Source organism: Gemmatimonadales bacterium (genome assembly GCA_036500345.1).
GTDB lineage: Bacteria > Gemmatimonadota > Gemmatimonadetes > Gemmatimonadales > GWC2-71-9 > Palsa-1233.
Genome location: DASYCE010000012.1, coordinates 103,634 through 119,006 on the forward strand (window position 1 = coordinate 103,634; position 15,373 = coordinate 119,006).

The following is a 15,373-nucleotide window of genomic DNA, read 5'->3' on the forward strand; positions in this document are numbered from 1 at the left end:
CTCCGCTACCCGCGTATGACGGGCGTAGATGAAGCGGCGCTGGCGGCCCGGGCGGGGCGAGGCGATGCCGAGGCCTTCGGAGCCCTGATCGAAATCCATCAGGCGATGGCACGGCGAGTGGCCTATGCAATCCTCGAGGACCGGGAGGATGCCGACGACGCAGCCCAGGAGGGATTCCTCTCCGCCTGGAAAGCGATCGGCCGCTACGATCCTCAGAAGGCGTTCCGGCCGTGGTTGATGCAGATTGTGGTGAATGCGGCGCGGGACCTGCGGCGAAGGCGGCGGGTCCGGGCGGCTGAGCCGCTCGACTCGGTCTCGGCGGCCGCCCGGGAAGACCCGGGGAAGCATGTGAGGAACCTCGATCTGGGGGAGCGTTTGCGGGCCGCGCTCGCTACCCTCCCGGAGCGGCAACGGCTGGCGGTCGTGCTGTTTGATGCGGAAGGGTATGCGCAGGCCGAGATCGCTGCGATGCTCGGCATTCCGGAGGGAACGGTCAAGTCGGATGTATTTCATGGAAGGCGCGCGCTGCGTCGCGTGCTTAGCACGGTGAAGGAGGAATGGAATGAGTGATCCGTCGTTGGATGGTGGACCGGACATCGAGTTGGGCAGCGCGCTGCGCGAAGCCCTGGAACTGCCGTGGGGTGGCGCGTTCGTCAACCGCGTCCGCGCGCGCATGGCGCAACAGCGCACGCGCAGCTGGGACGAAGAGCTGGCCGCGTGGTTCTGGCAGGGGCTGGTCGCGGCGTCCCTGGTGACGGTCCTCGCGGGATGGGGCCTGAACACGTTCAGTGGCACCACTGAGGAAACCGATGCGGTCGCACCATTGTCGGTTGCCGGGCAGTTGCTCGAAGGATCGGCGCCGGGGGCCAATGTGCTCCTCGCGTCGATGACCTCGACGGAGAATCCGTGATCGCTTCCAGGACGCGCGCGATGGCCCTGCTCGGCACGGCGTTCGCCCTGGGACTGATCGTCGGTGGCGCGAGCCTCGCGATGGCGGCGCGCGCCGGCAACGCGACCTGGATCTGGCGCGGTCGCAGTCCGCGCGGCACCGGCATCCGGTACGGCGCGCGCATCGATCGCGACCTCAAGCTCGGCCTCGATCCGGCGCGTCGCGACAGCATCACGGCGATCTGGGAACGCGGACGGCACGACGTCGATTCGTTGCAGCACACCCTTTCGCCGCAGTTCGATTCGCTGTTCCAGATCATTCGTCCGGCGATCGAAACCCGACGTACCGAAACGCGTAACGCCATTCGCGCGCTCCTCACGGCGCCGCAGCTGGCCAAGTACGATTCGATGAACACCGCCGACGATGCCAATCGGCGGAAGATGCACGACCAGGCCGTCCGCGGTGGACCGCCAGGCTCCGGAAGCCCGAGCGGACCAGGTCCGCGAGGAGGATTTGATCGTGGTCCGCACTGAAGTCCTCATGAGCGCCGCGATTGCGGCGCTTGTTTTCGCCAACCCCGCGCACGCGCAACAGCCGCAGCCGCCCGTCAAGACCGTCACTCTCGATGAAGCGATCCGGATGTCGGAGCAGTCGCAGCCGTCGATCATCGCGGCGCAGGGACTGATCGACGTCGACCAGGCGACGATACGGGCGCGCAAGGGCGCGTTCCTGCCGTCGTTGTCGGTGTCGTCGAGCGGGAGCCGGGCGTTCTCCCAGGGTCCGTCGCGTTCGGATCCCTCCACCGGACAGATCATCAGCGGCAACCGTACCAGTCAATCGGTGTCGATGAATGCCAGTTCGTCGCTCACGCTCTTCGACGGATTCCGCCGTAGCCACGATCTCGCCACGGCCCGCGCCAACGAGACATCAGCCATTGCCTCGCTGATCAGCACCAAGGCCGAGAATGCGCTGACGGTCACGACGGCGTACTTCGCGGTCCTCGCCGCCGAGCAACTGGCGCGCGTTGATTCGGCGAGCGTCGTCAGCGCGCAGGCGGCGCTGCAGGTCGCCACGGCGAAACTCGCCAGCGGCGCTGCCGCACGGTCCGACTCGCTCAGTGCGGTCGTGACACTCGCCAACGCGCAGCTGTCGCTGCTCCAGTCGCAGGTGCAGCAGGTGCAGGCCGAAGCGAACCTGGGCCACCTCGTCGGGATGGACGGGCGCGTCGGCGCGGTGGACGATTCGACCTACTATCGCAACATGACGGCGCTCGACACCGCGGCGATCCGCGCGGAGGCGGTCACGGCGTCCCCCTCGATCCGGTCCTTCACCGCCAACGCGGCCGCCGCGCGCACCGCGTTGGCGTCGAGCAGGAGCGCCTACTGGCCGACGCTGTCGCTCAGCGCCGGACTCGGCTACGCCGGCAACAACGCCGACTCCAACTACACCCTGCGCGGCAGCCGCAACGTCAACCTCTCGCTGAGCTGGCCGATCTTCAACGGCTTCACGCGCGAATTGAACATCGAGTCGGCGGCGATCCAGGCCGACAACGCCAACGCGCAGCTCGCGGACGAGGAGCGCCTGATCCAGGCGTCGATCACGCAGCAGTACGCGGCGCTGGCCAGTGCGCAGGCGCAGCTCGCGGTGGCCCAGACCTCCGTTGACGCAGCGACCGAGAATCTGCGCGTCGTGTCGGTGCGCTACCAGGTGGGAACGGCGGCCACGATCGTCGACGTTGACCAGGCGCAGCAGCAGCTCACACAGGCGGAAGTCAGCATGGTGCAGGCACGGTTCACGTACCTGCAGGCGAAGGCGCAACTGGATGCGCTCGTGGGACGGAGGCTCTGATGGCGCGCTCGGATATCAAGACCACCGACGAACGGATGGCGGCGCTCCCGGCCGGTGTGCCCCGTGACGCCGTCATCGTGACGCGCAATCTCCAGCGCGAATACATCATGGGCACCGAACGCGTCCACGCGCTCCAGGGTGTCGACATGACGATTCGCCGCAACGAGTTCGTCGCGATCATGGGACCGTCCGGTTCGGGGAAGTCGACGATGATGAATCTCATCGGCTGCCTCGACACGCCAAGCGTGGGCGAATACTGGCTCAATGGACATCGCGTCAGCGAACTCGGCGACGATGCGCTGGCCAGGATCCGCAACAAGGAAATCGGCTTCGTCTTCCAGACATTCAACCTGCTGCCGCGCGCCACGGCGCTCGCCAACGTGGAATTGCCCCTCGTCTACGCGGGCACCGGCAGCAAGGCGCGTCATGAGAAGGCGCGTGCCGCGCTGATCGCGGTCGGCCTCGGCGAGCGCATGGATCACCGACCGAATGAACTCTCCGGTGGCCAGCGCCAGCGCGTCGCGGTTGCGCGCGCGCTGGTCAACGATCCCTCGATTCTCCTCGCCGACGAACCGACCGGCAATCTCGACTCGGCAACGTCGGAAGAAATCATGAGCCTGTTCAAGCGGCTGCATGCGGAAGGCCAGACCGTCATTCTGGTCACGCACGAACCCGACATTGCCGCGCACGCGCACCGTCAGATCGTACTCAAGGATGGCAAGGTCGCTCGCGACTCTGCCGCGGAGGCTGTCCAGTGAAGTTCTCGCATCGCATCGCGCTCGTCCTTCCCCTCGCCCTCGCCGCCGCCTGCCACAAGGAGGCGCCGGCACCAGTCTACCAGGCGATACCCGTCGGGCGGCGGGACATCATCGTGACGGCACAGGCGTCGGGCGCCATCAACCCCGACACCACGGTTCAGGTCAAGTCGAAGGCGTCGGGTGAAATCCTCGACATCAAGGTGTCGACCGGCGACCTGGTCAAGCACGGCACGCTGATCGTCCAGGTCGATCCGCGCATCCCGCAGAACGACGTGGCGCAAGCCCAGGCGGCGCTGCAGGTCGACAGCGCGACACTGGCCAACTCGCAGGCCCAGTTCAATCGCGAGAAGCAGATGCTCGCCGCGAAAGCCGTGACACAACAGGAATACGAATCGGCCCAGCTCGCCGTCTCGGTGGCCAACGCCGCCGTGATCCGCGACCAGATCTCGCTCGAGAATGCCAAGATCTCGCTCGGCGACACGCAGGTGCTCGCGCCGATCACCGGGACCGTGATCGAGGAAGCGGTGCAGCGCGGCACGGTGATCTCATCACCGACCAACAGCGCCAGCGGCGGCACGGTGATCCTCACGATGGCCGACCTCTCGCTGGTCCAGGTGAAGACCTGGGTCGACGAGACTGACGTCGGCAAGCTGCACCCGGGCCAGCAGGCGAATGTCATCGTGGCGGCGTACCCCAACCGTCCGTTCAAGGGCGAGGTGCTCAAGATCGAGCCGCAGGGCGACACCATCCAGAACGTGACGATGTTCCCGGTTGATATCCGGATCGACAACCGCGACAACCTGCTCAAGCCCGGGATGAACGCCGACGTGACCGTCGCCGTGGGCCAGCGCCTCGGCGTCCTGGCCGTGCCGGTGCCGGCGCTCCGGACCGACAAGGATGTATACAGCGCGGGGAGCGTGCTGGGGATCAACCAGACCGACCTGCAGAAGATGCTGGGCGACGCGAAGAAGACCTTCGATGATCAGATGGCGCAGCATTCCGACTCGGTGCCGCAGGCGGCGCTCCCCGGTCCCGACAGCTCGGCCGGTGCAGCCGATGCCGGCGCTGGTGCGGGGAGCGGGCGTCGTGGCCGCCGCAGCGGCGCGGCCGGCGACAGCACTGGCGGCATGGGAATGGGTCGCCGCGGAAACCGCGGCGGCGACAGCACCGGTGGCCATGGCGGCCGGCGCGGCGGTAACGGTGGTGGCAACGGCGGCGGAAACGCCGAGTCGGCGGGCGGCAACGGCGGCAATGGCGGCAATGGCGGAGGTAACGGCGGCGGATTTGGTGGTGCTGGTGGTGGTCGGCGCGGTGGCGGTCGAGGTGGCCGTGCTGGCGGTGGCATCGATTACTCGCTTGGCGGGCGCTACATCGTCTTCGTCATGAAGAACGGGAAGCCGGCGCCGGTCTACGTGCAGACGGGCCTGACCGACCTCGACTATTCCGAGGTGAAGGTCGGACTGGCGCAGGGGGATTCGGTCCTCCTCCTTCCGAGCGCGTCGTTGGTGCAGAGCCAGCAGCAGCTGCAGCAGCGGATGAGCGCCAACGCAGGGCTCCCGGGTCAGACTCGTCCGACCAGCAATGCGCCGGCCGGCGGGCGCGGCGGTGCGGCAACGCCGGCGGGTGGTAGTGCGGGCGGCGGCGGTGGTGGACGCAGCGGCGGCGGCGGCGGCGGCGGTGGTGGGCGAGGCGGTCGCTGATGCTGATCGGCGAAACGGTCCGCGTCGCCTTCGGGAGCATCCGCGCGAACAAGCTTCGCGCGGCGCTCACCATGCTCGGCGTGATCATCGGTGTCGCCGCGGTGATCACCGTGGTGGCGATGGGGAGCGGGGCGCAGAAAGCGGTGCAGGACCGGATCAACGCGCTGGGCGCCAATCTCGTCACCATCAATCCCGGCATGGGACGCGGTGTCGGCGGGGTCGCCTCGGCTGACCGGGCCGCGATGCACGTCGCTGACGCCGATTCGCTCCGCACCGAAGCGACGACGCTCGACGCCGTCGTCCCCGAGCTCTCGCGCAACCAGCAGGTGGTCTACCTCAACAACAACATCAACACGAGCATCGTGGGGACCACCGCCAACTACGTCTCGGCGCACAACTACACCATCACCTACGGGCGCAACTTCACCGACGGTGACGATGCGTCGCGTCAGCGATATGCGGTTGTCGGCTCCGACGTGCCGAAGCTCCTCAACGCCAACCCGGCGGCGGTCGTGGGACAGTCGATCGCAATCCGGCAGATCCCGTTCGAGATCATCGGCGTCCTGTCGTCGAAGGGATCGCAGGGATTCCAGAACCCCGATGAGCAGATCCTGATTCCGCTCAGCACGGCCCGCTTCCGCGTCTTCGGCAACGACCTGCTGCGCTCGATCTCGGTGATCGTCAACACCAAGGTGCCGCTCGAGCGCGGCATGGTCGACATCGAACGGATCCTCCGCAAGCAGCACAAGATCCGCCCCGGGCAGGACGACAATTTCCAGATCCGGTCGCCGAAGGACATCCTGGCGACGCAGCAGCAGACGGCGGAAACGTTCTCGACGCTGCTCCTGTCGATTGCAGCGGTGTCGCTCCTGGTTGGTGGCATCGGCATCATGAACATCATGCTCGTGTCGGTCACCGAGCGGACCAAGGAAATCGGCATCCGCAAGGCGCTCGGCGCCACGCGCTTCACCATCATGGCGCAGTTCCTGGTGGAGGCGCTGGTCCTCTGCGTCTCGGGTGGAACGCTGGGGATCATCATCGGTGTGGGAGCGTCGATCTTCGTGAGCAAGCAGTACGGCACCACGACGGTGATCTCGCCGGTGGCGATCGCCAGCTCGTTCGTCTTCTCCGGGCTGGTGGGATTGTTCTTCGGGCTCTGGCCGGCGCGCCGTGCCGCGAGCCTCGATCCGATCGCGGCGCTGCGCTACGAGTAGCGGCGGGCGCAGTAGAGCGCGGCTACAGTGATCGACGGTACACGACACGGAAAGAGCGACGCGATTGCGTCGCTCTTTCCTTTGTCACGCTGGCGGCGCGCGATGGTCCACCCCGCCGCTACTTCTTCGCCCGCTTCTCCTTTACCGCCGTGGCCACCAACGCTTTCAATCCCGCGCGGTCGACGTCGGCAAGCGCCTTGACGTGCAGGCATCCGCCGCTCGCCTTGCACTTGCCGAGTTTCCTGATCGCGGGGCCATGGTTCCGGAGCCCGGGGATATACAGCACGATCGCCGCTTTCCGCGGAGAGAAGCCGGTGAGCGGCCAGTCGAGCTCGCGCCCGTCGGCGTATGTCATTGTGTAACTCCCAAACCCGACGATGTCGCTTCCCCACATCAGTGGTTCGGTTTTCACCACGCCAGTGAACAGCTTCACCAGTTCGGCGCAGTCGCTGCGGCGCTGCTTGTCGTCGATCTTCCTGAGGTACGACATCACATTCTCGACGGCCGGGCGTGTCTTTGCCTCTGCCATTGCGGTCTCGGTGTGGGATGGGGCGCCGCTGCGAGCGGCGACAATTAGATATACCGCCAATCGAGCAAAGGGCTATCCGCTGATTCCGGCACGACGGACATTGCCACGATCACCATGAGTGCTGACGGGAGGCGCATACCGGCAGCCCCAAAGCGCTACTTCCGCGACCACCTCCGCCGTCGCCTCCGCACCGTGCGCGGCATCGGCACATACGGCCGCAGCTCCGGCAGCCGGTCGTGAATCAGCGCCAGAAAGACATCGATACGCGTACTCAGCAATAGATGGTTTGGTGCCCCATGCTCCTCGATCAGGATCCCCGCCAGCCGGTTTTCCTCGATCCGTGCGGGATTGCGCACGCCCGGGGCCCAGATCAGCATGCCGCCGCTCGTGCCGTACAGCGGCGGTGGTGTGACCAGCTGTCCTTCTTCGACGATCGTCCGCCGCTTGAATCCGATCGCGATATGGACCGCCGGGTCGCCGACCACCGGTTCGTAGCGCGATGCCGCCAACGCATGGCCGAAGTACCTGACCGCCCTCGGCGTGACACGCGTGCGACCGACACCGCTCCTCACCTTGCTCCGTGGAAAACCTGCCACCACAAAGCGGTCGCTCGGGCGGGCGGAGCAGCCGGGGAAGAGGTCTTCGGGTCGTAGCCAGCTGCGCCATCCCGTGGGACTGGCCTCGTCGAGCGCGAGGAGCGCGGCGTCCACGGTGTCGTCGTCGGGATTGCGGGTTCCACGCGTTGCCGCAAAATGGCTCTCGCCAATAAGTGGACACCAGCAATCGCCGGCGGGCACGTGGACGGTGCTTCCCTGGAAACCGCGAAGGACATGGGTCGCGGTGAGAACCAGCCGTTGGGGCCCTGCGCGGAGCGCCACCCCGGTCCCGATCAGATCGGGCCGCCCCGACGAGAGCGAGAAGAGCGGGATCATCGCCGGGCGGAACCGGGCGATCGCGGCAGTGAGCCGCTGGGCGTTGCGCTGGACCTGGCGAGGATCGGCAATCTGCGTCATCAGCATCCTCGCTTAATACCTCTTCGGAAGTCACGGTGCATCATCGTCTTACCGCAGCGCGGCACGTTCCGCGGCAGGGCCGAGAAACTTCCCGGGGCGCGGGTCGTACCGGCAGCTAACAGACGTGGTAGCGGCGCCGCGGTCGCACGGTAGGGTGAGACTACTCGGCAGTTCGGTCCGAGCGCCGGCTTTGACGCTGTCCCAACTCCCTTCTCCCCTTTCCGGTCAGCCCATACCTTTGTTCCGATTCGAAATTCCCATCGCAGGAGACCTCGTGAGACAAACGCCCATCGTCCTCGCGCTGGCGCTCGCGTCGGCACTTCCGCCGGCACTCGCCGCCCAGGGACCCAGAAAACAGGCCCACATCCCGGTCACCGCGTACCAGCTTGCCAACGGGCTGACGGTGCTCCTCTCGGAGGATCACACCACGCCGGTCGTCGCCGTCGACGTCGAGCATCACGTCGGCTCGAAGAACGAGGAGACTGGGCGCACCGGCTTCGCGCACCTCTTCGAGCACGTGATGTTCACCGGCTCGGGACACGTGCCGTACGGGACGCACGACAAGTTCACCGAGGGGGTCGGCGGCTCGAACAACGGGTCGACCAACAACGACAAGACCAACTTCTACGAGTCGGTCCCGGCCAACTACCTCGAAACCGAACTCTGGCTCGAGTCCGATCGGATGGGATGGCTTCTCGACGCGCTCGACATCAACAAACTCAACGCGCAACGCGACATCGTGAAGAACGAACGCCGCCAGAGCTACGACAATCGTCCGTACGGTCGCGTCGATGAGATCATGAACTCGCAGATGTATCCGGCGGGTCATCCATACTACTGGCCGGTGATCGGATCGATGACCGACCTCACCGCGGCTTCGGAAGCCGACGTGAAGTCCTTCTACAACAAATGGTACGCGCCGAACAACGCCGTGCTCGTGATCGCCGGCGATTTCAACCCGGCGCAGGCGAAGGCGTGGGTTCAGAAATACTTCGGTCCGATCCCGCGCGGCCCCGCGATCACGCGCCCGGTCGTGCCCGCGGCGCATCTCGATGCGCCGAAGCGCTTCGTTTACGAAGACAACGTGTCGCTCCCCGAGCTCTTCATCAAGTGGCCGGGCGTCGGCGTCCGCTCCGCCGATCGGGCGGCGCTCAGCGTCATGGGTTCGATCATCAGTGGCGATCGGACCCAGTGGCTCACGCAGGAGTTCGTCTACAGGCGGAAGTGGGCGTCGTCGATCTCGCTCCGCCCCGACATGGACGAAAACGCCGGTACCATGGATCTCTCTGTGGTGCCGATTCCGGGGACTGACCTCACCAAGCTCGAGAGCGCGATCGATTCGGTGATCAATCGCTTCAAGGCCGAAGGCCCCACGGCGGAGCAGATGAAGAAGGCGACCGCCGGGAGTGAGTACGCGTCGTATTCGCAGTTGCAGTCGATGCTCGGCAAGGCGGTGACGCTGGCGAGCGGCTGGATCTATCACGACGATCCATCGTGGTATGCGAAGAACATCACTGATCTCCTCGCCGTCACCCCGGCCGACGTGAAGCGCGTTGCCAACGAATACCTCGGTCCCAACCGGATCGTCCTCTCCGCCGTCCCGATGGGGAAGCGCGACCTCGCGTCGCACGCCGCCGAGTCGACGCCGATTACTTCGCCGTTCGCTTCGAAGCAGGAGGTGGGACAGTGAACCGCCTGATCCAGTACACCGCGGCCGCGGCGCTCGTCGCCGTGCCGACCCTGCTCTCCGCGCAGGGCGTTGCATCCGCGTTCGACCGCACCAGGCCGCCACCGGTGGCCGGGGCACCGACCTTCAGGGTCCCCACCTGGAGCGTCGACACGCTTCCCAACGGCGCGCGCCTCGTCGTCGTCGAGAAGCATGACCTGCCGCTGGTGTCGTTCTCGATCCATTTCGACGGTGGATCGTTGCAGACCAGCGCGAAACAGGGCGTGGCGAATTTCGTCGGGGCGATGATGCGTGAGGGGACCGCGACCCGCACCGGCGACCAGATCAACGACGAGCTCGCGCTTCTCGGCACCAACGTCGGCTTCGGCATCGGGACGGAATCGGGGAGCGCGTCGTTTTCGTCGCTGGCGCGCAACTTCGACCCGACGCTCGCGATCATGATGGACATGATGCTGCATTCGACCTTCCCGGCGCCGGCGCTCGAACGTCTCCGTGCGCAATCGCTCGCGGCATACACCCGCGGACAGGACGTGGTCGGAACGGTGGCGGGGGAGATCGCACCGAAGCTGCTCTATGGCGATCAGCCGTACGGTCGCGTCACCGACGATGCTGATATCCGGGCCGTCACGCGCGACGACGTCGCGAATCTCGCGAAGGAGTACTTCGTCCCGGCGAACGCGACGGTGTACGTCGTCGGCGACATGACCCGCGCCGAGGCCAGGGCGAAACTGGCGAAGGCGTTCGAAGGGTGGCCGAGGAGCGGACAGCAGATCGCGATCTCGTATCCGGCGGCCCCGGAACCGAGCGCGACGACGATCTACTTCGTCGACATGGCGAACAAGCCGCAGTCGGAAATCGTGCTGACGCGTCCGCTCCCGCCGGAATACTCTCCCGACATGGCGAAGATGGACGTTACCGACGCGATCCTCGGTGGCCTCTTCCAGTCGCGGCTCAACCTCAACATCCGCGAAGTGCACGGATACTCGTACGGGTTCAACTCGTTCTCCGGCTGGCTCAAGGGCCCGGGGAGTGAGCGCGCGCAGGGCGCAGTCACGCGCGAGAAGACCGATTCGTCACTGATCGAGGCGATGAAGGAAGTGCGCGGGATGACCGGCCCGAAGCCGGCGACGGCGGATGAACTCACGGCGGCGAAGAACTCGCTGACCCTCTCGCTCCCGTCCGATATGCAGTCGATCGCCGGGATTTCGTTCATCGTGTCGCGGATCGTCGACAACAATCTCCCGCACGACTGGTGGTCGCAGTACATCACGCAGGTCAACGGCACGACCGCCGCCGATGTGGCGGCAATGTCGGCGAAGTACATGGACCCGAACCACCTGATCATTCTGGTGGTGGGCGATGGCGCCAAGATCGGCGCGTCGGTGCGCGCGACGGGCATCGCGCCGGTCGTCACGCTCGACAAGACCGGCAAGAAGCTCAACCAGTAGCCGCAGTGTGATGGAGACTCCGGTGCGCGATGCCCATCGCGCACCGGAGTCTTTTATCGTCCGGCGCCGTCCGTCGCCGGTGCGGTACCGGCGCCCACGGCGATCGGCCGCCACGCGATCGCTTCCCACGCCGCGTCGAGCGTGGCAATGGCGTGCGGGTGTGTTGCGGTCCATTCCCGCGACGCAACCTGCTCCACCGCGAACGAGACGAGCGTCAGCCAGACCGCGGTCCAGAGTTCCACCACGCCGGCGCGGACCGTTCCTTCCTGCTTCCCGCGGGCGATCAGGTGCTCCAGCCCCTGCCGCAGCTCGACGGACGATGCGCGCGACGCGTCATCGAGATCGGCAGCGGCTCGGGGGCCGAGGAGCATTCGCATCCGCGCGGGGTCATCCTGTGCCGCTGCGAGCCAGACGCGGCCGAGGGCCGTGAGGCGGTCGCCGACCGTCGGCGCGGTCGAATTCCCGGCGTCGCGCACCAGCGTCGCCCCCCACCGCTGCACCTCCTGGTAGGCGACGTTGAGCAGCGCTTCCTTGCTCGGGAAGTGGCGGTAGATCGTCCCCTCGGCCACACCTGCATGCCGGGCAATCATCGGCGTGGTGGTGGCGTGGAAGCCGGTGGTGGTAAAGAGGGCACGGGCCGCTTCGAGGAGCCGATCGCGCGTCGTCTGTGGTGCTTCGGCCATCCGCCCTCTCGCATCCGGGTCCGGTTATTTTCGTCCGGCCAACAGTTTTCTGCCACCAAAGGCAAGCCATGAAGATGCTGGTACTCGGCGCCGGACTGCAGGGTTCCGCCTGCGCCTTCGACCTCCTGCACGATCCCGACGTCACCCAGGTCACGCTGGCCGATATCCAGCCGGAACGCCGGGCACGCTTCCTCAACGCCGTCAGCGATCGACTTCGCCCGGTTCCGCTCGACGTGACAGATCATACCGCAGTCCGCGCGTTGATGGCGGATCATGTCGCCGTGATGAGCGCCCTGCCCTATTACTTCAACGGCCCGATGGCGAAACTTGCCGTCGAAGTCGGCTGTCATTTCGCCGACCTCGGCGGCAACACCGACATCGTGATGGAGCAGAAAAAACTCAACGACGAGGCGCACGCCAAGGGGCTGTCGATCATGCCCGACTGCGGCTTGGCACCGGGGATGGTGAACATCCTTGCCGCTGAAGGGATTCGGCGACTCGATCGCGCCGACCGCGTGCGGATCTTCGTCGGCGGATTGCCACAGCATCCCGAGCCGCCGCTCAATTACCAGATCGTCTATTCGCTCGAAGGAGCGCTCGACTACTACACCACGCCGTCATGGATCCTCCGCGACGGCAACGCGACGACCGTCGACGCATTGAGCGAAGTCGAGCATCTCGCGTTCTCCGAACCGATCGGGACGCTTGAGGCATTCCATACCGCGGGCGGCGTGTCGACGATGCCGTTCACCTTCGAGGGGAAGGTGCGCGAGATGGAATACAAGACGCTGCGCTACCCGGGACACGTTGCAATCATGCGGCCGATTCGCGAGCTCGGTCTCCTCGATCTTGAACCGGTCAAGGTGAAGGGCCATCCCGTCGTCCCGCGCGACGCTTTCATTGCCTCCGTCTCGCCCAAGCTCACCAAGCCGGAGGGCCGCGACCTGGTGGCACTGCGGGTGATCGTGTCGGGCGACAAGCATGGCAAGCCGCTCACCACGCAATTCGATCTCCTCGACTACTTCGACGAGGCGCACCATGTCTCGGCGATGATGCGCACCACCGGGTATTCGCTCTCAGTCACCGGGCTGGTGCAGGCGCGGCGGCAGGTGATTCGCTTCGGGGTGACGACGCCGGACGAAGGGATGCCGTTCGATCACTACATCGAGGGGCTCAAGCGGCGCGGGATCGTGATCCACGAATCCTGAGCATACGGCGCGGCGATGGGGGGCATGGACGGGATGACCGGCTCGCTACCAGCTCCACCCGCTCTGCAGGTAGAACCGTGTCGCATGCTGGGCGCGGCCAACGGTGGCGGTGAGGACGGCGCTCCGCAGCAGACGGAGCGCAATCCCGCCGCCCGCCCCGACCACCCAATCCTCGAGCGCGCCGCCACTGGTCCGAAGCGCCGCAACCTGACCCGGGATGCCGACCTGGGTGAGCGTCACGCCGAGCGGCGGAGTGCGGCTCCCGTCGACAAACCCGAGCACCGAAAGGCCGCCGCCGGGGAACGTGGCGATGCGCTGCCGGATTTCGGCGGTACCAAGGGTCACCTTTGAGCCCGTGAGATCGCCGGTGGGGAGCGCGCGATTCGATTCGAATCCGCCGCCGGCGACAATTTCATCTTCCCACGCAGGGATGGTGCGCCACGCATCGACGGGGACACCGTCTGACCCGCTCACCACCCGATATCCGCCGCGACCGGTGATCACCATCGATGACGTCGCTGGAATCCAGAACGCACCAAGCAGGTAGAAACCGTGGTAGCCGCCAGCCGCCGATCCTCCGAGCATTCCGCCCTGGAGGAGTGCACCGCGCTCAGTGTCGTATTCCCGGTCGCGGAGGTCGGCGACGACGCCAACCCGGATCCGCGAATCTGACGCGCTCCCCGCGGACGTGACCTCGTCTCCCTCATCAGGTGCGCTGACCCGGACGACTTCGCCGCGCGCAGCGATCGCAACCGGCCCCGCAATGCGGCGAGTGATCTCGACGCTTCCGAAAGACCGATGCGCCCGGACGAAGGTCGACATGCCGGTAAAGCCGGCGTCGGCACGCGAATAGGTCTCACGATCGGCCTGCGCGATCACCTGTGCGCGCCACCCGGTTGCCAGGTGCGGCATGTCGGCGCGGAGTCGGAGCAACCACATGTCGCGCGTCGAATATCCGCCTTCGATCGCCACTTGCCGGTCAACGGAGGTGCGCGCGTTCCACCGCGATTGCTGAAACCAGACGACTCGGCCCATCGCCATCACGCCGTCATTCGGCTCGGCGGTGACGTAGGGGAAATACGACAGCCGCCACGGATATGAAGCGGTGGAGTCGATTTCGGCCGTCGTTTGCTGCCCCGCAGCCGGACCAATGCCGGCACCGAATATCAGCGCAAGTAGCAAGACGATCGCTCGACTGCGCAGTCGTTCCCTCGACCCCACGGCCGCGTTGCGGCCGCTGCGCTCGGGACGACGGGCCGCCTCGCTCGGGATGACAAAGCCGATCCGGCGTCGCGAGCCGATCACGAATAGAGTACCGCGCACTGCTCGCTGCGAGGACCCTTCTCGTCACACACCGCGAACGGCGACGACGTCATCGCCGCCGCGCCGTATTCGCCCGCCTTGTTCACGGCGTAGTACTGCAGCTGGAACGTCGGCTTTCCCCCCGCGCCGATCCATTTCGCCGGGATCACCTGCATCACACGCTTGAGTGTCGCCAGGCATGCATCGGTGGGGTGCATCCCGCGCCGCATGTTGTCGACCGTCAGAGCGCCGCCGGTGGCGAGGATATTCGCCTCGCCGAGGCCGGTGGACCCTGCCGAACCGACATCGTTGTCGGTGTACTGGCCGGCGCCGACGATGGCAGAATCACCGACGCGTCCCGGCACCTTCCAGGCGACACCGCTCGTCGTCACGATCGACGACATGTCGCCCTTGGCGTCGACCAGCATCATCGGATTGGTCCCGGTGGTGTACATCAGGATCTTCTTGTTCGCCGGCACGTCGACGTAGTTGTCGTCGGCGTTGAGATTGGCGCGCCACCGCAGCCAGGCCTCGCGCGATTCCGGCGTGAGGAGGTCCTCCGCCTTGTACCCGTACGAGACGGCAAACTTCTGGGCGTCTTCTCCCACCAGCATGATGTGATTGGTGTACTGCATGATCAGCCGGACGATCTCGCTCGGCGTCTTGATCCCCTCCAGCGCACCGACGGCACCTGCCCGCCTGGTCGGACCGTGCATGCACGACGCGTCGAGCTGCACCACGCCCTCCGCGTTTGGGAGGCCGCCGTATCCCACCGACTGGTCGGCCGGGTCGAGTTCCTCGATCTTGACTCCTTCGACGCCGGCATCGAGGGTGTCCGCCCCCTTGGCCAGGAGGTCGAACGCCCGCTTCACGCCGCGCAGCCCATTGTTGCTGGAGACGACGCACGGACGCGCCGCGGCGCGCCGCAGGATCGTCGGCGCCGCGATCAGCTCGCGCGGAAGGAGCGCGCTCCCGGCGACGGCCGCCCCGGCGGCTCCGAGAAAGGAACGGCGTGATACGGCGGGTTCCGACATGATTGCTCCAAGTGGGAAAGAAGGAAAGTACGACGCCGTTTCCGGCGTGTCACCTTTGAC

15 protein-coding genes are annotated in these 15,373 nt (G+C 66.3%); 10 read left to right on the forward strand and 5 right to left on the reverse strand.

Annotation, left to right across the window (positions count from 1 at the left end; genetic code table 11):
- Window positions 1–15: 15 nt before the first annotated feature.
- The 7 genes from VGM20_06970 to VGM20_07000 are packed head-to-tail and all read left to right on the forward strand — an operon-like array spanning window position 16 to window position 6,409.
- Entirely contained in the window at window positions 16–570 is a 555-nt protein-coding gene (locus VGM20_06970; GenBank protein ID HEY4100601.1) for a sigma-70 family RNA polymerase sigma factor, read from the forward strand.
- On the forward strand, window positions 563–910 hold the full coding sequence (locus VGM20_06975; protein ID HEY4100602.1) for a hypothetical protein: 348 nt from the start codon (window positions 563–565) through the stop codon (window positions 908–910). Before VGM20_06970 ends, VGM20_06975 begins: the two co-directional genes overlap by 8 nt.
- Complete coding sequence (locus VGM20_06980; GenBank protein ID HEY4100603.1) at window positions 907–1,422, forward strand: hypothetical protein; 516 nt, start codon at window positions 907–909, stop codon at window positions 1,420–1,422. The genes VGM20_06975 and VGM20_06980 overlap by 4 nt, the downstream gene beginning before the upstream one ends.
- Entirely contained in the window at window positions 1,409–2,737 is a 1,329-nt protein-coding gene (locus tag VGM20_06985; GenBank protein ID HEY4100604.1) for a TolC family protein, read from the forward strand. The genes VGM20_06980 and VGM20_06985 overlap by 14 nt, the downstream gene beginning before the upstream one ends.
- Window positions 2,737–3,495 carry an ABC transporter ATP-binding protein gene (locus VGM20_06990; GenBank protein ID HEY4100605.1) on the forward strand — a complete coding sequence of 253 codons (759 nt, stop codon included), beginning with the start codon at window positions 2,737–2,739 and terminating at the stop codon, window positions 3,493–3,495. The genes VGM20_06985 and VGM20_06990 overlap by 1 nt, the downstream gene beginning before the upstream one ends.
- Window positions 3,492–5,195 carry an efflux RND transporter periplasmic adaptor subunit gene (locus VGM20_06995; protein ID HEY4100606.1) on the forward strand — a complete coding sequence of 568 codons (1,704 nt, stop codon included), beginning with the start codon at window positions 3,492–3,494 and terminating at the stop codon, window positions 5,193–5,195. Before VGM20_06990 ends, VGM20_06995 begins: the two co-directional genes overlap by 4 nt.
- Window positions 5,195–6,409, forward strand: a complete 1,215-nt coding sequence (locus VGM20_07000; protein ID HEY4100607.1) for an ABC transporter permease — start codon at window positions 5,195–5,197, stop codon at window positions 6,407–6,409. Before VGM20_06995 ends, VGM20_07000 begins: the two co-directional genes overlap by 1 nt.
- 118 nt (window positions 6,410–6,527) lie before the next feature.
- On the opposite strand, the gene VGM20_07005 is transcribed toward VGM20_07000, so the two are convergent.
- Window positions 6,528–6,938, reverse strand: a complete 411-nt coding sequence (locus tag VGM20_07005) for a DUF1801 domain-containing protein (protein HEY4100608.1) — start codon at window positions 6,936–6,938, stop codon at window positions 6,528–6,530.
- Between the two features lie 155 nt (window positions 6,939–7,093).
- Window positions 7,094–7,951: a hypothetical protein gene (locus VGM20_07010; GenBank protein ID HEY4100609.1), complete on the reverse strand. Its 858-nt coding sequence runs from the start codon at window positions 7,949–7,951 to the stop codon at window positions 7,094–7,096.
- Window positions 7,952–8,225: 274 nt separating this feature from the next.
- On the opposite strand from VGM20_07010, the gene VGM20_07015 reads away from it, so the two are divergent.
- Together VGM20_07015 and VGM20_07020 are read left to right on the forward strand one after the other, a co-directional pair.
- Window positions 8,226–9,641, forward strand: a complete 1,416-nt coding sequence (locus VGM20_07015; GenBank protein ID HEY4100610.1) for a pitrilysin family protein — start codon at window positions 8,226–8,228, stop codon at window positions 9,639–9,641.
- Window positions 9,638–11,086, forward strand: coding sequence for a pitrilysin family protein (locus tag VGM20_07020; protein HEY4100611.1), 1,449 nt, complete (start codon window positions 9,638–9,640; stop codon window positions 11,084–11,086). The genes VGM20_07015 and VGM20_07020 overlap by 4 nt, the downstream gene beginning before the upstream one ends.
- A gap of 53 nt (window positions 11,087–11,139) precedes the next feature.
- On the opposite strand, the gene VGM20_07025 is transcribed toward VGM20_07020, so the two are convergent.
- Complete coding sequence (locus VGM20_07025) at window positions 11,140–11,769, reverse strand: TetR/AcrR family transcriptional regulator (GenBank protein HEY4100612.1); 630 nt, start codon at window positions 11,767–11,769, stop codon at window positions 11,140–11,142.
- A gap of 68 nt (window positions 11,770–11,837) precedes the next feature.
- Between VGM20_07025 and VGM20_07030 the strand changes: the two genes are divergently transcribed.
- Complete coding sequence (locus tag VGM20_07030; protein ID HEY4100613.1) at window positions 11,838–12,977, forward strand: saccharopine dehydrogenase C-terminal domain-containing protein; 1,140 nt, start codon at window positions 11,838–11,840, stop codon at window positions 12,975–12,977.
- A 45-nt stretch (window positions 12,978–13,022) separates the two neighbouring features.
- Here VGM20_07030 and VGM20_07035 read toward each other — a convergent pair whose 3' ends face one another.
- Both VGM20_07035 and VGM20_07040 read right to left on the reverse strand, forming a co-directional pair.
- The gene (locus tag VGM20_07035) at window positions 13,023–14,282 is read right to left on the reverse strand and encodes a hypothetical protein (GenBank protein ID HEY4100614.1); all 1,260 of its coding nucleotides are present in this window, start codon (window positions 14,280–14,282) and stop codon (window positions 13,023–13,025) included.
- A complete protein-coding gene (locus VGM20_07040) occupies window positions 14,279–15,313 on the reverse strand; it encodes a N(4)-(beta-N-acetylglucosaminyl)-L-asparaginase (protein ID HEY4100615.1) in 1,035 nt (344 codons plus the stop codon). Before VGM20_07040 ends, VGM20_07035 begins: the two co-directional genes overlap by 4 nt.
- Between the last annotated feature and the right edge of the window lie 60 nt (window positions 15,314–15,373).